Source organism: Virgibacillus alimentarius (genome assembly GCF_017874635.1).
Lineage (GTDB): Bacteria > Bacillota > Bacilli > Bacillales > Amphibacillaceae > Virgibacillus_B > Virgibacillus_B alimentarius.
This window is the reverse complement of the sequence record NZ_JAGIKX010000043.1, coordinates 1-20,495: the sequence shown is the minus strand read 5'-3', so window position 1 is coordinate 20,495 and position 20,495 is coordinate 1. Positions and strand designations below refer to the sequence as shown.

Genomic DNA, 20,495 nt, shown 5'->3' with positions numbered 1-20,495 from the left:
GTGAAGGGTAACGGAGTTACGCTCAAAGTGTTATTAGGTAGATTGAAAATAATTAATAAGAAAATATTTAAGACTAAACATATTATACGAGGGGGCATAAGTATGAAAAGGCAAATAAAGGGTTTGTTGTACACATATATTACCGACGCTAAACATTCATTAAGTATATTTTGGACTATTTTGCTTAGTACATTGTTTATTACTTTAATGATCGCTTATTTTTTACCAAATGCAGATAATACAAAAATGTATTTTGTATTATCATTTCCCATTTATATTTATTGTTCGATTTTTGGTTTTATCGCAGTAAAAGAAAGCATTCCTTTTTCGATCAAAGTAGGTGCAACAAGGAAAAATATCTTTTTAAGTATAGGAATCTTTTTTATCATTTTAGCATTTTTAAAAGCGGTATTAACTAGTACATTACAAACCATACTTGAAACGATAACAGAAACGTTTGGAATCAAAACATATCAATTAATGCACCCAGCTGAACTACTTTCGAATACATGGTTAACACGTGTAATCATCGATGCTTCCGTTATGTTCTTCTTATTATCTATTATGTTTTTGATCGGTTTGGTCTTTTATAGGTATGGATTATTAGGAGGAGGAAGTGGAGTTGGTATCTTTGTTATCATTTTGTTATTAGGCTTTGCCCAAGGTTGGCTTACCGACTTTTTCATGAATTTATATCAATCATTCGACCTGACATTTTTTTATGAAGTATTATTAGTAGGGATTGTATTGTATGGCATAACTTGGTTTATGTTAAGAAAAATAACAACTGTAAAGGTAAAATAATAGAAAGAGGATCTAAATATGAAAAAACCGAAGCGATCAGCTCCGGTTTTCTCTTTGCGTAAATTGATGATATACGCGGTCAGCTTGTTTAAATTCCTTTTGATAAAGTACTTCTTGTGTTTTCTTTAAAAATTTTTCTGGCTGGTTCCCTTTTGAATTATTTCGCATCATAGCATCCCTCGCTTATAAAATAGGATTGCCTTCTTCGTTATAAATATACATTTATCTGTTAATATCCTGGAGAGCTTCTTTTAAATAAGGGAAAGCAAATTGAAAATTGCTGTCTTTAGCTTTCTTTGGCAGTACATATTGCCCTTTTGCAATTAATTGACTCATTTCACCAACTGCAACGCGGACGAAAGGATAGGGAACAGGTAGCCAGTATGGGCGTTTTAAAATATTTGCCATTATTTTTATAAAATCCTTATTTCTCTTTGGATGTGGTGCTGTGATGTTTACAGGGCCTTCTACATGGTTGTTAAATAAACAGAAGAGGATTAAGTTAACGGCATCTTCCAAATGAACCCATGAAAGCCACTGCTCCCCATTACCAATTTTTCCGCCGGCAAAAAGTTTCACAGGGAGCTGCATATATGGGAGGGCACCTTCTTTTCCTAAAATAACACCAAATCTTGTAAAGACTGTTCGGATGTCCATTTCTCTTGCTTGTTTTGCCACTTTTTCCCATTCCATTACCACTTTGGCCAAAAAATCTTTACCAGGCTTCATTGTTGCTTCTGTGAAAATGAGGTCCTCTGAAAAGCCATAAAACCCGACAGCAGAACCACTGATCAATACATCAGGTTTTTTATGTAATTTCTTTATGATATCAAGCACTTTTTGTGTGGTATCAATTCTGCTTTTAAAAATGGCATCTTTTTTTCGTTTTGACCAATAGCCAAACAGTGATTCTCCGGCAAGATTTACAACGCCATGAATAACAGGAAGCTCTTCTGCGGGATAATTATAACTGATATAGGTAGTATTCGATGTGTTTTTATAGTTTTCAGGGGATCTTGTAAGTATATAAGTGTTATGATTTTTTTGATGAAGTGCCTTGGTAAGCTCTCTGCCAACAAAGCCAGTGCCACCAGTTATTAATATATTCAATGATACAACCACCTTTCTCAAGTAGCGTGCTTTTAAATATAGTATACGTAATAATGGACGATTCTTACAGCGATAAAGAAACGCTTTTCATGTTAATATAAGAAGAAGAGGTGTTTAAAGAATGGTGAAAATTTCACGGATCACAACGCAAAAAAAAAGTAAAACTCGTTATAACATCTTTTTAAATGATGGAGATAGTGAAAAATACGGATTTAGTGTAGATGAAGCCGTCTTAATTAAATATAGACTTCGCAAAGATCTTGACTTAGAAGCGTCAATCATTAATGAGCTCATTCAGGAAGATACGATACATAAAACATATACCCAAGTTATTCATTTTTTAAGCTACCGAATGAGGACAGAGAAAGAAATTTACGATTATTTAAGTAAAAAAGAGGTTGATCCTGCGCATATAAAGCAAATTATTGATAAGTTAATAAAGGAAAAGCTTATCGATGATAAACAATTTGCTGAATCCTTTGTTCGTACAAGAATTCAAACAACGAACAAAGGCCCAATGCTTGTAAAAAGAGAATTGATCCAAAAGGGTGTTTTAAATACGATAGCTAGTCAGTCCATCAGAGCATATACTTATGAAATTCAACATGAAAAAGCATATAAACTAGCAGAGAAAAAACGAAAACAAGTCAAAAAAAATTCTCTTCGTAAACAAGTTGAACAAATACAAGCGATCCTTATGCAAAAAGGTTTCACACAAGAAATAGTACAAGATATCATAGCACTTATAAAAAATGATGAAGATAAAGAAGCAGAATGGGAAGCAATTATTTATCATGGAGACAAATTATTTAGAAAATATGAGCGCAAAGCGTCTGGAGTTGAATTGAGGAATAAATTGAAAGCATCATTATATCGAAAAGGTTTTGATTTTGAGTTAATTAATAAATATATAGATGAATTTGTCGAAAGTTGATAAAATGAAAGCGAAGGGAGCAAAAGTAAAATGAACTATCGGTATAGTGACTATACAATAGAACAATTGCGCACAGAAATAGGAAAACTAAAAGAAAAAGCTCAAAAAGCAGAGCAATTGGGGAATATTAGTGAAGTAGCAATCAACGAACGTAAAATGCAAGTTGCTTTGGCATATACACTAAATCCGGATGATTTTAAACCTAATGAAATCTTTGAATTAAAAGGTGACCCAGGACACACATTTAAAATTAACTTCATAAATGGGGTTTTTGCTTGGGGGCATCGGATAAATTTACTGGATGAATTTTATGAAAAAGAAGAAGCTATCCCAATATCTTTATTAGGGGATAAAAAATAAAAACAACAGGCAATTTCTGCCTGCTGTTTTTAAATTGGGTTATCACCAATATATAACTTGCTTTGTAATTTGTGCTCTGAAAAAATCCAACCTGTATATGAATTCAAAATGCTCATATTATCGTCTATTTGGACTACGGCTACAAAAGGATAACGCTCATTTGACCTGTAGCGCAAATCGATAAACCGTACTTCCGTAAAATCATCATATTCAGTAATTTCCCAGCGATAAACTGGAGAGAACGACAAGAATGCGGAGACATTTTTATCCTTTCTGGCCACATCCATAATTGTTGAATCAGGCAATGGTATTTTCTCAAATTCATCTATAATTTGGATATGACCATTTTCAACAGCACCTACATAAAACTTATCAGGTGTTGTAATAGCTACTCGCCAGTAATTTTGTTTAATCGTAGGAGAAGTAGCAATTTGTGTAGTGTTTGGGAAATAATCATAAATTTTCTTTACTATTTCCTTTTTATCAATATAGCGTTTAATATAATATAGAGCAATTACCGTATAAATAATTAACCATGTATACCCTGGATTTGCACCTAATCCCCAAGCACCGATTCCAGCAATATGCAAGAGGAAAATATAGGGGTCAAAAGTGTTGATAAACCCGTAAGCTATCCATTTATTTGTAAAAGGCCTATAAGCTTGCGTACCATAAGCATTAAATAGGTCTACAAACACATGTATCACCACCGCTGAGAATGTCCATATCCATAAATGCAGAAAATTAACCTGTGGAACAAATAAATGGATGATTCCAGCGATGAGTATCCCCCAGATTAATACAGCAGGGATAGAATGTGTTAAACCTCGGTGGTGACGGATATACGTAGCATTATTTTTAAGTTTTAAAATTGTATCAAAGTCTGGTGCTTGCGAACCGATAATTGTTCCGGCCAAAACTGCATTGAATAGCGTGGGATCATTACTGACAACTGGATCTAACGTTGCAAGTCCGCCTAGTGCAATTCCCATAACAACATGGGTACCTGTATCCATGATTAAGGTCCTCCTTAGACGTGCATTCATGGTGTTTTTTAAAATGAAATAAAAGTTTATTGTGTCGTTCATAAATACCTGAATTTTATTATAACATAAAAGGATATGATGGTATGCAAGAAATAGCGTTACAAAATATTGACATTCATACATTTCAACAAGATTTAATCGATTGGTATCAAGCGAATAAACGTGATCTTCCGTGGCGCAAGGATCAAGATCCATATAAAATATGGGTGTCTGAAGTTATGCTACAACAAACGAAGGTTGATACAGTTATTCCTTATTTTAATCGATTTATGGTAAATTATCCAACATTAAAGGATTTAGCGGAGGCAGACCAGCAAGATGTATTAAAAGCTTGGGAGGGACTGGGATATTATTCGCGTGCGAGGAACTTACAAACTGCGGTACGTGAAGTTGTCGCAATTTATAATGGGGAAGTTCCAAATGATCCTAAAGTATTGGGATCATTAAAAGGAGTTGGACCATATACAAAAGGAGCTATTCTTTCGATTGCTTTTGACCAGCCGGAACCTGCTGTTGATGGAAACGTAATGCGTGTTCTTTCACGTGTTTTAAAAATAGAAGAGGATATTACACAACAACGAGTAAAAAAACAATTTGAAAATCACGTACGGCAGTTAATTTCAAGGGAAGACCCATCTTCGTTTAATCAAGGCATTATGGAGTTGGGTGCACTTATTTGCACACCAAAATCTCCTATGTGCATGTTTTGTCCTGTTCAAAAGCATTGTCAGGCTTTTGCAGAGGGAATGGAAGAGGAGCTTCCAATCAAAAAGAAAGCAAAAAGGCAAAAAAGAATACCTTATATTGCGTTATTAATCAAAAACAGCGATAACCAATTTGTCATTGAAAAACGTCCCGACCAGGGGCTTTTAGCAAATTTATGGCAATTTCCAATGGTACAATCGAAAAATACAAATATAGAGGAAGCTAAAAAACAGTTTGAAGAAGAATACGGTATAACAATTGAAATTGGGGAAAAAAAAGGAACGTTGAAGCATGTTTTTAGCCATCTTATTTGGGAATTGGAAATATATGAGGCAGAAATGATCCAACATCAATCAACAAAAAACAAACATCTTCACTTTGCTGAAAAACGAGAATTAAGATCTTATCCTTTCCCTGTCTCGCATGTAAATATGATGAAATATATTTAAATACATGTACATTTTGTAAAAATAAAAATATCATTTTTCGCGGATAACATTTATCGAAATGGATAAATTAATACATGCGGAGGTGATAGTGATGGCTAAAAACAATCCAAAAAAGACAGCTGCAGGTACAAACGTGAATAAAGTAAAGCAACAAAACCAAGCAGCTGCTCAAGGCCAATATGGTACTGAGTTCGCATCTGAAACAGATGCTCAATCAGTTAAAAAGAAAAACCAAAAATCTCAGCAAAATAAAAAATAATCACCTTACCTCGATTTCAGATGTGAAAAGAGCTTCCTTTCCCCAAGGAAGCTCTTTTCTAATAGCGGCATTCATAATACTTTATCTTTCATTTTATTACCCTTATACTATTATGAAAGAGTAAATATGCAGGCTTGGGACAATGCATGCAGGAAGGAAGATACAATGGATGCTCCAGCAACAGGATCGAAAATTGAAATACACAGCTATAAACATAACGGAAAATTACATCGTATATGGGAAAGCACACTTGTTTTAAAGGGGACCGAATCCGTTGTTATTGGAGCTAATGATAAGACACAGGTAATAGAGGGAAACGGCAGAACATGGATCACAAGAGAACCTGCTATTACCTACTTTCATTCTAAGTATTGGTTTAATATAATCGGTATGCTTCGTGATGATGGAATTTATTATTATTGCAATATTAGCTCTCCCTTTATTTATGAAGAAGAGGCTCTGAAATATATTGATTATGATTTAGACGTAAAGATATATCCTGATATGACATATGTACTTTTAGATGAGGACGAGTATGAAGAGCATAAAAGACAGATGAATTATCCGATGGTTCTGGATCGTATTTTACACCGTAATGTCGATTATCTGCTGAAATGGCTGCTTCAACGGAAAGGGCCTTTTTCACCAGGTTTTGTGGATCAGTGGTATGAACGATATTTAACCTATAGAGAAGATTAGTTTCGATTATTTAGTAAAAGTATAAAACCTTGTTACGAATCTTGTGGCAAGGCTTTTCTATTGTACTTTAACATAAACAACTATAGTATATTGTGAAGTGGGGTAGTTTAGACAGAGCAGTTTATGATTTCATATGTACGTATAATTATTTAAAAAGGAAGATAAACCACATGAATGCCATCAAACAATATTTAAAGTTTGTTAAACCATATAAATGGAAGATTTTATGGACAGTTATAATTGGGATTTTTAAATTCGCAATTCCCTTATTAATTCCATTAATTTTAAAGTATGTTATTGATAATATTATTAATGCGGGTCACTTAAGTGATTCGTCAAAAATTAATCAGCTTTTTTTATTAATGGGAATAGCCTTCTTTGTGTTTCTTATCCTTCGACCGCCAATCGAGTATTTCCGACAATACTTGGCACAGTGGGTAGGTAACAAAATCCTTTATGACATAAGAGATAGGCTGTTTGAGCATATTCAAAAATTAAGTTTAAAATTCTATTCTACGACAAAAACCGGAGAAATTATTTCCCGGATAATACATGATGTCGAACAAACAAAGATTTTTGTAGTTACTGGTCTCATGAATGTTTGGCTTGATATGATAACCATCCTTATAGCGATAGGAATTATGCTTACAATGGATGTGTCCTTAACGATTGTTGCAATTATACTGTTTCCTTTGTTTGGTTTTTCGATTAAGTATTTTTATGGCCGGCTACGCCGTTTAACGAGGGAAAGGTCCCAGGCACTTGCAGAAGTACAAGGGCATCTGCATGAAAGAGTACAGGGTATGCCAGTAACAAGAAGTTTTGCACTAGAAGATTATGAGCAGGAACAATTTGGAATACGCAATGAAAATTTCTTAACGAAAGCGTTAAAGCATACAAGCTGGAATGCTAAAACATTTGCAGCAACAAATACCATTACAGATTTGGCACCGTTGCTTGTAATTACGTTTGCAGGATACCAAGTAATTTCCGGGAATTTGACAATGGGCACAATGGTTGCCTTTGTTGGGTATATGGAAAGAGTATATAGTCCCCTGCGACGTTTAATCAATTCTTCCACTACGCTGACACAATCCATTGCATCCATTGATCGTGTCTTTGAATTAATGAATGAAAAATACGATATTGTTGATAAAGAAAATGCAATAAAACTCGGACGTGTTGATGGAACGATTGACATGGAAAATGTCCTATTTCAATATGACGAAGAGGAAGCGTACGTGCTAAAAAATATAAACCTTTCCGTTGAAAAAGGCGAAACCATTGCTTTAGTTGGCATGAGCGGGGGAGGGAAATCAACATTAATAAGCTTAATTCCCCGTTTTTATGACGTCACAGATGGATCTATTAAAGTAGATGGTATGGATATTCGTGATGTGAACGCCAGGTCATTGCGTAATAATATTGGAATGGTATTGCAAGATAACACGCTATTTAGCGAATCGATAGCTGTAAATATTCGTATGGGAAATCCGAATGCTACAGATGAAGAAGTCATTGCAGCCGCAAAAGCAGCCAACGCACATGATTTTATAATCAGTTTGCCATACGGCTACGATACGCAGGTAGGGGAAAGAGGCGTAAAGCTTTCTGGCGGACAAAAACAACGAATCGCGATAGCTCGGGTATTCTTAAAGAACCCACCAATCTTAATTTTTGATGAGGCCACATCTGCTTTGGATCTGGAAAGTGAGCATACGATCCAAGAAGCAATGGAGAAATTAGCATCTGATCGCACGACATTTATTGTTGCTCATCGTTTAGCTACGATTACGCATGCTGATCGAATTGTTGTGATTGAACACGGGGAGATTCAGGAGATAGGTTCACATGATGAACTTATGCGGCTTAAAGGAAGCTATTATGAGTTATATCAAGTACAGGATTTAGATGCGATCTAGACAAGTACCAGGCATAAGAATGAAATAAAGGGTGAAGATGAGAGAGGGTTCCTCGTAAGAAAATTTACAAGGAACCCTCTATTCATTTTCTATTTTATTTTAATTGGCTAAATGCATGTCCTACAGCGTTGATGGTTTCATCAATATCTGCTTCTGTATGTTCTGTTGTTAAAAACCATGCTTCGAATTTGGAGGGAGCTAAATTAATTCCTTGATGGAGCATTAGCTTGAAAAATTTACCGAATAATTCACCATCGGTTGCCTCAGCCTCAGCATAATTTGTTACTTTATCTTCGCTAAAAAAGACGGTCAATGCGCCACATCGGCGGTTGACGGTAACAGGGATATTTGCCTGGTTAGCTTTTTCTAATATTCCTTTTTCCAGACGCGCTCCCAGCTGATCCAATTTTTCGTAAGTACCTTCTTGCTGCAATACCTCAAGGCATGCTATCCCGGAAGCCATAGAAGCAGGATTGCCAGCCATCGTTCCTGCCTGATATGCAGGTCCGAGCGGGGCAACCTGTTCCATAATATCTTTTCGTCCACCGTATGCACCAATCGGTAAACCACCACCAATAATCTTGCCCATTGCTGTCATATCAGGTTCTACTTCATATAATTGTTGTGCACTTCCGTATGTAAAGCGAAATGCAGAAATAACTTCATCATAAATTACTAATGCGCCAACTTCATGTGTCAGGTTGTTAACTGTTTGCAAGAATCCTTCATGTGGTTCTACAATACCAAAATTTCCAACAAGCGGTTCCACTACTACTGCAGCAATTTGATCTCCCCATTTGCTGAGTGCTTCTTTAAAGGAAGGAAGATCGTTAAAAGGAACAGTAATTACTTCTTCGGCAACAGCCTTTGGGATTCCAGCTGAATCAGGCGTCCCTAATGTGGCAGGGCCAGATCCTGCTTCTACTAAAACCGAATCAAAATGTCCATGATAACAACCTGCAAATTTGATTATTTTTGTACGATTTGTAAAGGCCCGTGCAACTCGAATTGTTGTCATCACTGCTTCTGTGCCAGAATTTACAAAACGCACCTTATCAAGGGAAGGTATTGTTTCTTTTAGTATTTGAGCAAATGTATTTTCAAGTTTCGTTGGAGTTCCGTATAAAACACCATTTGTAGCAGCATTCGTTATTGCTTTTGCAATATGGGGATGGGCATGTCCAGTAATAATTGGACCATATGCGGCTAAATAATCAATATATTTATTCCCATCTACGTCCCAAAAATAAGCCCCTTTTGCATGTTCCATATAGACAGGGGTACCGCCTCCGACACCATTATATGCTCTAGACGGCGAGTTAACTCCTCCAACAATATGTTCCAGCGCTTCTTCATACAGTGCCTCTGAATTTGTAAATTTCATCAAACTTGCCTCCTCTTCCATAATGAACAAATCACATAGCCTTTTTTAACTTAGCGGTGTATAGCTTACGTATAAAAATAAAGTTTATAAAATGTACAATAAAATAGGCCATGATGACAACGATACTTGGTAATAAAATTGATGATGCCAGCATATTTTGCAGTGCCTTAAAAGCAAAGCTGGCATGAATAACTGCAACGAAAAAAGGTATAAAGAATAAAAATCCTAGCTGTTTAGTGATAATTTTTTTCATTTCAGACTCGGTTAACCCAAGCCGATATAACGAATGAAAATGATCCAGATCTTTATCAATATTTTGATACAAGCGGAAGTATAAAATGGAACCAGCTACTAGGAAAAACAGCACACTAATAAATATACCAAAAAAGAACGAGTAAGACATACTGTCCTTCATATTAACATAAAATTCAGCCTTTGATTCAGGGTAGGCGACCTCAAAATCAACAGAATCCAAAATGGTTTTCGTTTTTTCTTTATGGTTTATCCAATTGGGAATATGCATGATGTAATTATAATATATTTCGTCTTCTGAGCTCCGTTCGTATAGCCTATTGTATAAGTCATCAGATATTATGATTGGAAAAGAAGTAAATAGATTATTATTCGTATTAGCTGTTTTTAATTTAATGTCTAGTAATTGATGATCAAATTCAAAGGAAAGTTTTTTAGGTGTTTCTAATCTGATCTGTGAAAGAAAGTCATTTATTAACAGATAGCCTGTATTTGATGTTGGTTGAAATGTACTGGTTTGTTGGCTCATTTCGGTTAATTTTCTATAATTTGAAAAGGAAAAGAATGTATGTTGTTCTGCCTCCTTCCAGTTATTTGTATCGGTATAGGCCTCTGTTCTAACACTGTTGATGACCGCTGATGTAAAATCTATATTCGCCTTACGAAATTCCTTTTTTATTCTATTAATTTCCTTCTGAAATTCGTCTTTATCCACATTACTTTGAGAAACGATAGATACATCTTGTGGGATAAATCTTTCGGTTTCGGTTATCACACTTTGGAACAAACCATATATAACACCTGAAGATGTAAAAGCAACTGCACTTAGAATAGCAGAAAAAAAGAGTAGCCGTGCATTATCTTTCAATTTATAAGTAAAGTCTGAGATGATCAATAAATTCAGATATCGATAATAGTAATGCTTACTGCGCTTTAAGAGATTCGTGCATGCAATACTAAGCTGAGTAAAGAGAAAATATGTACCTGGAATAATCAATGCTAAAATTGGAAACATGCGCCACATCATAGACATCATATTAGCGGTATAGGCTAAGTAATAAGCATAACCGATAGTACTAAGAGATAAGATACTCAATATCCAAGAAAAATTTGGTTCTTTTTTCGCTTTCGTAGTACCTCGAAATACATCCATAATAGCGTTTGTCCGTAATGACCATACAACGATAATTGAATTGAACTCAAACATGATAAAAAATAAAAATGCAGTTAGTCCAATCGCTTCCATGGAAATATAAAAAGGTAAAATTTCATCCAGTCCAAGAACCAAAGACAAAATCATTAAAAATACTTTCAGCAGCAAAGCACCAACTAGAAGACCAACAATGATTGCAACGCATCCAATAATAGTATTTTCAAGAATCAGCATTTGATTTAACTGGGATTTACTAATCCCAAATGTTGTTAACAAACCATATTCTTTTTTTCTGGATTTAATAAAAGCGGAAGTAGAATATAAAACAAATAAAAACGAGAAACCATAAATAATAAATTCGGAAAGAAAAACACCACGTTGAACAATTCGTTGCAATTCTGTTTCTGCTATATCCGGATGGAAAACCACAGCAGCATACATGAAAAATACAGTGACGGCAAAAACACAGCTGACAAAGTAACTTAAATACGCTCTAGAGTTTCTTTTAACATTGTTAAAAGCGAATTGTTTGAAAGTCATTCATGTTTCCTCCAAGTAATGATTGCACATTCAGAATGTCTTCAAAAAAGCTTTGCCTATTGTTACCACGGTGAATTTCATTAAAAAGTTTACCGTCTCTAATAAAAATAACACGGCCAGAAAAACTGGCTGCAAATGGATCATGGGTCACCATGATAGTAGTCGCATGCTGTTTTTTATTTAATGCCTCTAGTGATTCCATCACTTGTAATGTTGCTTTTGAATCAAGATTTCCAGTTGGTTCATCTGCAAAAATAATCGTTGGATTGTGAATAATTGCTCTTGCAATTGCTGTGCGCTGTTTTTGCCCACCAGATACTTCATAGATGCGTTTTTGAACGATGGATTCGATTCCGAGCTGTTTTGTTACATGATCAAGTTTTTTTCTCATTTCTTTTACTTTCCTTTTTTGCAATGTCAGTGGCAGTAAAATATTTTCTCCAATCGTAAGTGTGTCCAACAAATTATAATCTTGAAAAATAAACCCTAATTCATTCCGGCGAAATTTTGCTAATTTATTTTTTGATAATGACGTTACATTTCGTCTATTAATAGTAACTTTACCTGATGTAGGCGTATCGATAGTTGATAACAGGTTTAATAATGTTGTTTTCCCGCTTCCGGATGGACCCATTACACTAATGAATTCCCCTTTATTTACGGTTAGGTTAAATTGACTGAGCGCTTCCGTAAGCGCAGCACGTTTATTTCCGTATATCTTGGATAAATTTTCAGCAGTAAGTATTGGCAATTCCTTCACTCCCTTTTACAAGTGGGGATTCGTTAAATTTTAGCATGTGAAAATATAATCGTAACGGTTGTCCCTTTATCCTGTTCAGAATGGATGATCAAATTATGACCAAGTGCATCACAAATCTCTTTTGATAAATATAAACCCATTCCTGTAGATTCGCGAAAAGTACGACCATTTAATCCGGTAAAGAAAGGATCGAATACACGCTGGATATCTTGTGATGGTATACCGCAACCCGTATCTTGGATATTAAGTTGAAGTACTTTTTCATTCGCAGCAGCTGTAAACGTTATATTTTCTGATGATTCTTTTGAATACTTAATGGCATTGGAGACAATTTGACTTAATACAAATTTTAGCCATTTAGGATCAGTTGCTACAACATAGGACTCATCTATCGCTAACGCTGGAAATACTTGATTACGAATAAAGCTTGATTTAAATTCCTGTATAACTTCAGTTGCTACTTGTTTAAGAGAGATTTGCTGTACATGAAAATCTCGATCAAATTTTTGCAGACGGGACTGGTATAAGGCAAGATCTAATCCTCTTTGGAGACGCTCGATTTCTTCTTGAACACTATGATGAAATGCTTCTGGCAAATTTAGTTTTTCCTTTTGTATAATTAAATGTAAAACAGATATCGGTGTTTTCATTTGGTGAACCCACTGCTGCATGAAATGAAATTCGAGTTGTTTTTGTCTTTCTAATTGATTTATCTCTTCTGTATAGTGAGCTGTTTGCTTGTCATGATATAATTTTATATTATCCAGTAATCGATTAGCTGGTTCCGGAAACCAGCTATCATCAGTTGATCCCATGTTACTTCTAATCGTAGTATAAAATTCACGAAATTTATAATAACGATAAAGAAGAAAAGCAACTAGAAAAAAGGTCGGCAATATAAATAAATAGATGATTGTTTCCGTACTCATCGCAGCTTTTGTAATGAAAGTGGAAAGCTGTGCAATGCCAATAATAATCGTACATTGAGAATAAAAAAATAAAATAAATGGAAGTTGATCTTTTAGAAAGTCCTTCATTCCGTTTCTCTCCATGCATCGACCATTTTATAACCCGCTCCACGCACCGTTTGTATACTATTTTTAATACCAATATCTCCTAGTTTCTTACGTAATCTAGTAATATTCACTGAAAGCGTGTTATCATCTACGAAATTTTCATCATCCCAAAGTAATTCAAGCAAATACGTCCGAGATAATACACTGTTTAATTGTTCCATCAATATTTTTACTAAAATAAATTCATTTTTTGTTAGTAGTGTTGTTTGATTTTGAAATTCAATTTCCATTGTAGTTAAGTGCAAAAAAAGCCCATTGGTTTCGATCGTATCTGCTTGTTTATTTGTGGCATATTCGCCGTATATCCGTCGCATGATACCTTTGATTTTTGCTTGAACAACGTCGAAATTAAAAGGTTTCGTTATATAATCATCGCCCCCATTTTCAATTGCCATCACTTGGTCCATTCCGCTGTCACGCGCAGAAATAAATATAATTGGGCAATTGGAGATGCTGCGGATTTGCCTGCACCAATAAAATCCATCGTATCTGGGTAAATTTATATCTAATAAGACAAGATGGGGATCGATCGTTTTAAACACTTTTACAATATTATCGAATTGTTCAGTGATCACAACATTATATTCATACTTTTCCAGATAGTCTTTTAATAAATACGCAATTTTCGGATCATCTTCAATTAAAAATATTTTTTTCATTAAATCACAGCCTTTAAAATAGAATACACCTCAAGTTTATCCTATCTTATTGAAGAAAAAAAATAAATGTCTAAACAGGAAGTGGATAAGCATATATATATCGTAAACAAATGATTAAAGGGGATATAACCATGTCCTTTTTTCCATGGGTAATGATTGGAATCATCTGTTTTATTGTTATAAAGAGTCTGGTCGATTTTATCCAGGGAGGGAAATCACACTTTCGATTAAAATTAAAAGAGAGCCGATTTTCCAGCGAAATTTTTTATACATTACTAATTATATATAGCATTGTTATTTTAGGATTTGGATTAATTTATTTTATCCTATCTTTTCAACAAATTACTTTGGTCGAACATGGAGAACTTAAACAAGTTAGTGTATTTGGATCACTAATACACTCGCTGTATTTCAGTGGTGTGACATTATTAACGATTGGATATGGTGATATAGTTCCGATAGGTGTAGGTAGATTTATTGCTTTAATGGAAGCATTAATAGGGTATATTTTACCAACTGCTTTTGTACTTCGGTTGGTACAAACACGAAAAGAACATAAAGAAGATTAAGCTACTGTTTAGAGATAAAAGAAAGGATGTGCTATAGTAAGTAATATAAAATATTGTTTGGAGGGGTTTTAAATGACAGTAGAGGTAGGGAGTCCAGCACCTGATTTCACATTGTCAAATCAAAGTGGAGAGGAGATAAGCCTTTCTGATTTTAAAGGAAAAAATGTGGTGCTTTATTTTTACCCAAAAGACATGACACCGGGATGCACGACAGAAGCATGCGACTTTCGGGATCAGCACAAAAACTTTCAAGACGTAGATGCTGTCATCCTCGGAGTAAGTCCTGATCCAATTGATCGCCATCAAAAATTTATAGACAAGCACGATCTTCCATTCCATTTATTAGCTGATGAGGATCATAAAATTGCTGAAGCATATGACGTTTGGAAATTAAAAAAGAATTTCGGAAAAGAATATTATGGGATAGAGCGTTCTACCTTCATTATTGATAAGGAAGGTAAAATTCAAAAAGAATATCGCAAAGTACGTGTGAAAGGACATGTAGAAGAGGCTCTGTCGTTTATACAAAATAATATGTAAATCAAATAGGCTTTTGTGACTTTGGAGGTAAGATGTGTGACAATTTTATTTTCCGTAAAACTTTCTCAAAAAGATCAACAACGATTGAAAGAAAATTATCCAGACCAAGTCTTAAATTTTTATAAAAATATGAAAGAAGCAAAACAATATATTCAAGAAGCTGAAATTTTAGTAACCTATGGGGCGGATCTTACCTCAGAGTTAATCGAACAAGCGGATCATTTAAAGTGGATTATGGTGCTTTCAGCGGGAATTGATAAACTTCCGCTGAAAGCAATTCAAAAAAAAGATATCCTTATTACAAATGCGCGAGGAATTCATAAAAAACCAATGGCAGAATACGCCATTTCCATGCTGCTTCAGGTATATCGCCAGGAAAAATTGCTTATGCAAATGGAGACAAATAAAGAATGGACACGGCGTTCCATTCGTATACAAGAAATTAGCGGGAAAACAATGGTGATAGCGGGTACAGGGTCTATCGGTCAGGAAGTGGCTCGCTTGTCCAAAGCATTTTTTATGAAAACCTACGGCGTTTCTAAAAGCGGCCGACCAACTGATTTTTTTGATAAAACCTTTACAACAGATGAAATGGACCGTATCCTTCCGGAAGCTGATTTTCTTGTTTCTGTATTACCAAGTACAGACGAGACGAAAGGTCTACTCACTTTCGACCATTTTAAGCTAATGCCTGAACATGCCGTCTTTTTAAATATGGGGCGCGGCGATTTAGTTACTAGTGAAGATATATTAAAAGCTGTCCAAGATGAAGAAATCGCACACGTTATATTGGATGTTTTTGAAGAAGAACCATTACCGGCGGATCACCCAATTTGGGCAGAAGAAAATATAACGGTGACGCCACATATATCCGGTGTTTCCAATCACTATTTATCAAGGGCGCTTGAAATATTTGAAAAGAATTTGAGTGCGTATTTGGACAATAGCAAGGAATTTTTAAATACAGTCGATATCTCGAAGGGATATTGATGAATAGAAAGCAGTGCGTCTGCCAAGGCACTGCTTTTATTGTTAATAAAATTTTTTAGATGAGTGATAATAATTATTAATTAATAATATACTAATGTTGACAGAATAATATAATAGAGGGTACACTAATTATAAAGATTATAATTTAATAATATAACTTAGATACCGAAATATAATTGAAAGTGAGGTGCATGACGATGTCAGAAATAAGGTTGCGTGAGGCGATTGATACATTAAAAGAATCAGGTGTACGAATTACACCTCAACGTCATGCGGTTCTTGAGTATCTTCTTAACTCAGAGATACACCCAACAGCTGATGATATTTATAAAGCACTTGAATCAAAATTTCCGAACATGAGTGTTGCAACAGTGTACAATAATTTACGTGTCTTACGTGAAATCGGACTTGTTCGAGAATTAACATATGGTGATGATTCCAGTCGCTTTGACTGTAACACATCAGACCATTACCATATCATATGTAATGATTGCGGTAAAATTGTTGACTTTCATTATCCCCCTTTAGATGAGGTGGAAGCGTTAGCTGAACAAGTGACAGGATTTAAAGTAAGTCATCACCGGATGGAGCTTTACGGAACTTGTGAATCCTGTAAACAAGTCGAAACACGGAAACATTAAAATGGCTTTTATGACTATTGTTAAGAATTTGAGTCGCGCAACATAAGTAAACATGTTGCGCTATTTTATTTTTCCAGATGGACAGTTACCCATTTTCGAACACTGTTTACATACCAGATTTTTGAACAATCAGCCAGTTCGTTCACGTTTAAAATACGTTCTTTTATAACACCATCAAGCAGTAATTCATTTCGGAATGTTCCTGCCAACAAACCACAAGTAACAGGCGGTGTGTAAAGTTTACCATCCATCTCTACTACTATATTCCCTGTAGTAAATTCTGTTATTTGTTTAAGTTCATTCCATAATAATACGTCGAAGTAATCTGGGGAATGTTGTTTATGCTTTTCATAAAAGGCTCGATTTGTTGTTTTATGAAATAAAAAAACATTCTCTTTATGGACGGGCTTATCTGCCAATTTGACGCGTATTTCATTTAAAGGCTTGTTTAATGGATGAATCTCTGTATTGAATTTTCCGCTTTTAGAAACGAGCAAACGTACTTTATAATTGCCAGATATATGATTTGCGGACAGTTTTGTTAATTCATTTCTAATAGCCGGTATGTCTAAACTGTAATTAAAGTAGGCAGCGCTCTCCCTTAAACGCTTTAAATGGTTCTTCAAAACAAAATACTTCCCATCAAAAAGACCAATTGTTTCAAGTAATGAGAAACTTGGGCGTGCCGTATGTAGTAATTCAGATTTTGCTAAAACTTCTTTATACTCTTCTTCCTTGGAAGATTTAAGTGTTATACCGCCTCCAACGCCATATGTTGATTTTCTGCTCTCATTATCAATGATCACTGTTCGAATTGGTACATTAAAAACGGCCTTTTTTTTCGGTGTTATAAAACCTATTGCTCCACAATACACCTCTCGAGGAGCGGTTTCCAAATCAGCGATAACCTGCATTGTCTCTTTTTTTGGCAAACCTGTAATAGAACCACATGGAAAAAGCGCTTTGAAAATATCTGTCATACTTTTTTTGGGTGATAAATTTGCCGTTATGGTGGATGTCATTTGATATACCGTTGGATATTTCTCAATTTCAAATAATTTCGTAGTTTCAACTGTTCCAGGATTAGCAATTTTTCCTAAATCCTTATGCATTAAATCAACGATTAATTTATTTTCTGCTTGGTTCTTTTTTGAGCTTTGCAGCCACTCAGCGTTTTCTAAATCTTCTTTATAAGTCTTGCCACGGCTTACCGTACCTTTCATCGGCTTTGTTGTTATTTTATTATTATCGATACGAAAAAAAAGCTCCGGGGAGGCAGATAGTATCGTGTGATCACCTGTATTTAAATAAGCCGTATATTTTGCATCTTGTGCTTCTTTTAACTGATTGTAAAACGCAAATGCATCACCACTAAATTCTGATTTCATTTGTATCGTATAATTTACTTGTTCGGTTATGCCTTGTTTTATATTTTTATGAATCTTATCAATATTTCGGTGGTACTGGTTAACTGTAGCAGAAGGTTTCCAAGGCGTAGAAGAAAAAGTGTCCTTAATTTTTTCTGGTTCTGAAGCTGGTTCATCAAATATACCAAACCATAATAAAGGCAATTGATTATTTTTTTTGACAAAAAGGGCGGAATCAAACGCCGGAGCTGCTTCATATGATAAATAGCCTGCTGCAAACTTTCCTTTTTCTACTTCATTCTCGATTTTTTGTAGAGAGGGGATGACCTCCTCAACAGTTTTAGCAACTATAAGTTTACTTGGGTTACTTAAGGTTAATGGATCTATGTTTCCATTTTTGTTTGCAAAATTAAAATGAAGAAAAGGTTTTTGATTTTCCATAAAAAACTTCCTTTAGAATTGATTTTAGACTTATAGTAAGTATATCAAACGAAAAAAAACAGGAATAGAAAAAAATCCGCCAACAGACGGATTTTAATTTTTATCGTTACCACTTTGCCTTTTTTTCTCTTTTAATTCTTTTCTGTAACGACGTGTGTTATATTTTTCATCAAATTCTTTGCCTTCAAGCTCTTTATCTAATGTCAGTGGTTGTTTGCAGTGCATACAAGCATCGACTCGTCCAAGCATTTTGGTTGGCTTTTCACAACTCGGGCAGATGATTGGTATTGCCTTTGTTGATAACATACCGATCCAAAAATAAACCACACAACTGAAAATAACAAATAGAATTCCAATGATAAAAAATAAAACCATTAACCATTCAATTTTTTTTGTTAATATACCAATGTACATAAATAGGATACCAACAAAAATTAAAATCAAGGCAAATGAGCGGATTTTATTTATTTTACTTGAGTATACTAAATCTTGCTGTGCCATGTGTTTCCTCCTTATATTCTCAAAGCTAGTATAGCATATTTTACGTGAATTTTCGTTTGAGAAAAAGGATTTTATATGAATACAACGAAATAGATAGTATTTAAGAATAGGGGGGAAATGGACAATGCAACATTTTATAAAGAACATTTATCAAGAGAAAATGAATCGTATAAATACCTTAGGAATTATAATCATGAAAAAAAAGAAGAGAAACAGTCCGTTTACAGATAATATGGATATTATTTTGCTCGTTATTGTAAATAATGCTCAGGTGCCATGGGATGTAAAACACTATGAAAAAGAAGATGAAATTGCTGCTGTGCATATACTGACACACCCATTATTAATGAAGTGGGTCGACGTGCGTAAATACCACAAGGTGCTAGATTGGATAGTAAATGGGACAGTCTTATTTGAACGAGATGAATATGTTACAACATTAAAACAGGAGTTGCAGAAATCGCCAAACAATAAAAAAGAATTACGTAAAGCAGTAGAATTTGGGAAACTTATTAAAAGCTACAATGAAGCGGAAGTTCTTTATGAAACATTTCAGTATAAGGATGCATATAGTAGAATAGTTCATTCACTTCATTACCTAGCGCGTTTAACAATAATTGACAGAGGTATATACCCAGAAGTAACGGTTTGGAATCAAGTTAAACACTTAGACATTGAAGTATATAAATTATATGAAGAATTAGTTGAGAGTAAAGAAGAAATAAAACAGCGTGTTCAATTAATGCTAATAGCAACAGATTTTGTAATCAGCACTAGAGCCAGAACATCAATAAAACATTTATTGGATATTATGAAAAGTAAAAACATTGCTTGGACTTACGCGGATTTAAAGTTTCATTCGGAAATAACACCTTACTCATCCTATTTAACCTCTATGATATTTTATTTAACCAAAAAAGGCATTATACAAACCTTGTACAAAACAACAAATGAAAAAGGGGTATATCAAAGGATATATCAAGTAAAATAATCCATGTTTATTTCACAATGTTTAGAAAGCTGGACAAATATTGATAGGGAGAAAATAGGAAACAACCTTTGTATAGCAATAACGTCGTTAAATAAGGTATAAATAAAAAAGGAAAATTAAATGAAATTTGCGTTGACAATGTATGCGAACCATGATAAAGTTAGTTTCGTTGCGGAAATACCAACCGCAATTAACGACAAGAAACAAAAAACTTCAAAAAAGTTATTGACTTAATCTTGTCTTTATGGTATATTAATAAAGTCGCCATTTTGAACGGCGAAGCACAATTTGCTCTTTGAAAACTGAACAAAACAACCAGTATGTCAAGAATATAGATGATAGC

Annotated in this window: 22 protein-coding genes; 12 read left to right on the top strand and 10 right to left on the bottom strand. The window is 34.5% G+C overall.

Going from position 1 to position 20,495, the window contains the following annotated elements:
- Positions 1-102 precede the first annotated feature (102 nt).
- Entirely contained in the window at positions 103-804 is a 702-nt protein-coding gene (locus J2Z81_RS14490) for a hypothetical protein (RefSeq protein WP_226371654.1), read from the top strand.
- Between the two features lie 36 nt (positions 805-840).
- Here J2Z81_RS14490 and J2Z81_RS14485 read toward each other — a convergent pair whose 3' ends face one another.
- Together J2Z81_RS14485 and J2Z81_RS14480 are read right to left on the bottom strand one after the other, a co-directional pair.
- Positions 841-975: a YfhE family protein gene (locus tag J2Z81_RS14485; RefSeq protein WP_156947734.1), complete on the bottom strand. Its 135-nt coding sequence runs from the start codon at positions 973-975 to the stop codon at positions 841-843.
- Between the two features lie 51 nt (positions 976-1,026).
- Positions 1,027-1,914 (bottom strand): TIGR01777 family oxidoreductase, encoded by an 888-nt coding sequence (locus J2Z81_RS14480; RefSeq protein ID WP_226371653.1) that lies wholly within the window; start codon positions 1,912-1,914, stop codon positions 1,027-1,029.
- Between the two features lie 121 nt (positions 1,915-2,035).
- On the opposite strand from J2Z81_RS14480, the gene recX reads away from it, so the two are divergent.
- Entirely contained in the window at positions 2,036-2,848 is an 813-nt protein-coding gene (gene recX, locus J2Z81_RS14475; RefSeq protein ID WP_226371652.1) for a recombination regulator RecX, read from the top strand.
- Between the two features lie 30 nt (positions 2,849-2,878).
- On the top strand, positions 2,879-3,208 hold the full coding sequence (locus J2Z81_RS14470) for a YfhH family protein (RefSeq protein ID WP_029270083.1): 330 nt from the start codon (positions 2,879-2,881) through the stop codon (positions 3,206-3,208).
- Positions 3,209-3,237: 29 nt separating this feature from the next.
- On the opposite strand, the gene J2Z81_RS14465 is transcribed toward J2Z81_RS14470, so the two are convergent.
- Positions 3,238-4,224, bottom strand: coding sequence for a metal-dependent hydrolase (locus J2Z81_RS14465; RefSeq protein ID WP_226371651.1), 987 nt, complete (start codon positions 4,222-4,224; stop codon positions 3,238-3,240).
- 113 nt (positions 4,225-4,337) lie between these two features.
- On the opposite strand from J2Z81_RS14465, the gene mutY reads away from it, so the two are divergent.
- From mutY to J2Z81_RS14445, 4 genes are all read left to right on the top strand, one after another.
- Positions 4,338-5,408 (top strand): A/G-specific adenine glycosylase, encoded by a 1,071-nt coding sequence (gene mutY, locus J2Z81_RS14460; RefSeq protein WP_029271284.1) that lies wholly within the window; start codon positions 4,338-4,340, stop codon positions 5,406-5,408.
- A 91-nt stretch (positions 5,409-5,499) separates the two neighbouring features.
- Positions 5,500-5,667, top strand: a complete 168-nt coding sequence (locus J2Z81_RS14455; RefSeq protein WP_029271282.1) for a gamma-type small acid-soluble spore protein — start codon at positions 5,500-5,502, stop codon at positions 5,665-5,667.
- A gap of 165 nt (positions 5,668-5,832) precedes the next feature.
- Positions 5,833-6,366 (top strand): nucleoside tri-diphosphate phosphatase, encoded by a 534-nt coding sequence (ntdP, locus tag J2Z81_RS14450; protein ID WP_029271280.1) that lies wholly within the window; start codon positions 5,833-5,835, stop codon positions 6,364-6,366.
- A gap of 170 nt (positions 6,367-6,536) precedes the next feature.
- Positions 6,537-8,288 (top strand): ABC transporter ATP-binding protein, encoded by a 1,752-nt coding sequence (locus J2Z81_RS14445; RefSeq protein ID WP_226371650.1) that lies wholly within the window; start codon positions 6,537-6,539, stop codon positions 8,286-8,288.
- A 94-nt stretch (positions 8,289-8,382) separates the two neighbouring features.
- Here J2Z81_RS14445 and J2Z81_RS14440 read toward each other — a convergent pair whose 3' ends face one another.
- Genes J2Z81_RS14440 through J2Z81_RS14420 form a run of 5 tightly spaced genes read right to left on the bottom strand, consistent with a single transcriptional unit; the run spans position 8,383 to position 14,112 of the window.
- Complete coding sequence (locus J2Z81_RS14440) at positions 8,383-9,672, bottom strand: glutamate-1-semialdehyde 2,1-aminomutase (protein WP_029271297.1); 1,290 nt, start codon at positions 9,670-9,672, stop codon at positions 8,383-8,385.
- Positions 9,673-9,703: 31 nt separating this feature from the next.
- Positions 9,704-11,617 carry an ABC transporter permease gene (locus J2Z81_RS14435; RefSeq protein WP_226371649.1) on the bottom strand — a complete coding sequence of 638 codons (1,914 nt, stop codon included), beginning with the start codon at positions 11,615-11,617 and terminating at the stop codon, positions 9,704-9,706.
- Positions 11,592-12,368, bottom strand: a complete 777-nt coding sequence (locus J2Z81_RS14430) for an ABC transporter ATP-binding protein (RefSeq protein WP_226371648.1) — start codon at positions 12,366-12,368, stop codon at positions 11,592-11,594. Before J2Z81_RS14430 ends, J2Z81_RS14435 begins: the two co-directional genes overlap by 26 nt.
- A gap of 32 nt (positions 12,369-12,400) precedes the next feature.
- On the bottom strand, positions 12,401-13,414 hold the full coding sequence (locus tag J2Z81_RS14425) for a sensor histidine kinase (RefSeq protein WP_226981390.1): 1,014 nt from the start codon (positions 13,412-13,414) through the stop codon (positions 12,401-12,403).
- Positions 13,411-14,112 carry a response regulator transcription factor gene (locus J2Z81_RS14420; protein ID WP_226371647.1) on the bottom strand — a complete coding sequence of 234 codons (702 nt, stop codon included), beginning with the start codon at positions 14,110-14,112 and terminating at the stop codon, positions 13,411-13,413. Before J2Z81_RS14420 ends, J2Z81_RS14425 begins: the two co-directional genes overlap by 4 nt.
- A 131-nt stretch (positions 14,113-14,243) precedes the next feature.
- Between J2Z81_RS14420 and J2Z81_RS14415 the strand changes: the two genes are divergently transcribed.
- The 4 genes from J2Z81_RS14415 to perR all read left to right on the top strand — a co-directional run bounded on the left by J2Z81_RS14415 (position 14,244) and on the right by perR (position 16,852).
- Positions 14,244-14,681, top strand: a complete 438-nt coding sequence (locus J2Z81_RS14415; protein ID WP_029271062.1) for a potassium channel family protein — start codon at positions 14,244-14,246, stop codon at positions 14,679-14,681.
- Between the two features lie 72 nt (positions 14,682-14,753).
- On the top strand, positions 14,754-15,221 hold the full coding sequence (bcp, locus tag J2Z81_RS14410; protein WP_226371646.1) for a thioredoxin-dependent thiol peroxidase: 468 nt from the start codon (positions 14,754-14,756) through the stop codon (positions 15,219-15,221).
- Positions 15,222-15,257: 36 nt separating this feature from the next.
- Positions 15,258-16,211, top strand: a complete 954-nt coding sequence (locus J2Z81_RS14405) for a D-2-hydroxyacid dehydrogenase (protein ID WP_029271066.1) — start codon at positions 15,258-15,260, stop codon at positions 16,209-16,211.
- Between the two features lie 197 nt (positions 16,212-16,408).
- Positions 16,409-16,852, top strand: coding sequence for a peroxide-responsive transcriptional repressor PerR (gene perR, locus J2Z81_RS14400; protein WP_029271068.1), 444 nt, complete (start codon positions 16,409-16,411; stop codon positions 16,850-16,852).
- Positions 16,853-16,917: 65 nt separating this feature from the next.
- Here the strand turns inward: perR and pabB are convergent, their stop codons facing one another.
- Together pabB and J2Z81_RS14390 are read right to left on the bottom strand one after the other, a co-directional pair.
- Positions 16,918-18,660: an aminodeoxychorismate synthase component I gene (pabB, locus tag J2Z81_RS14395; RefSeq protein WP_029270519.1), complete on the bottom strand. Its 1,743-nt coding sequence runs from the start codon at positions 18,658-18,660 to the stop codon at positions 16,918-16,920.
- A gap of 93 nt (positions 18,661-18,753) precedes the next feature.
- Positions 18,754-19,161, bottom strand: a complete 408-nt coding sequence (locus J2Z81_RS14390) for a YgzB family protein (protein ID WP_029270517.1) — start codon at positions 19,159-19,161, stop codon at positions 18,754-18,756.
- A gap of 124 nt (positions 19,162-19,285) precedes the next feature.
- Between J2Z81_RS14390 and J2Z81_RS14385 the strand changes: the two genes are divergently transcribed.
- Positions 19,286-20,152: a nucleotidyltransferase-like protein gene (locus tag J2Z81_RS14385; RefSeq protein WP_029270515.1), complete on the top strand. Its 867-nt coding sequence runs from the start codon at positions 19,286-19,288 to the stop codon at positions 20,150-20,152.
- Positions 20,153-20,495 lie beyond the last annotated feature (343 nt).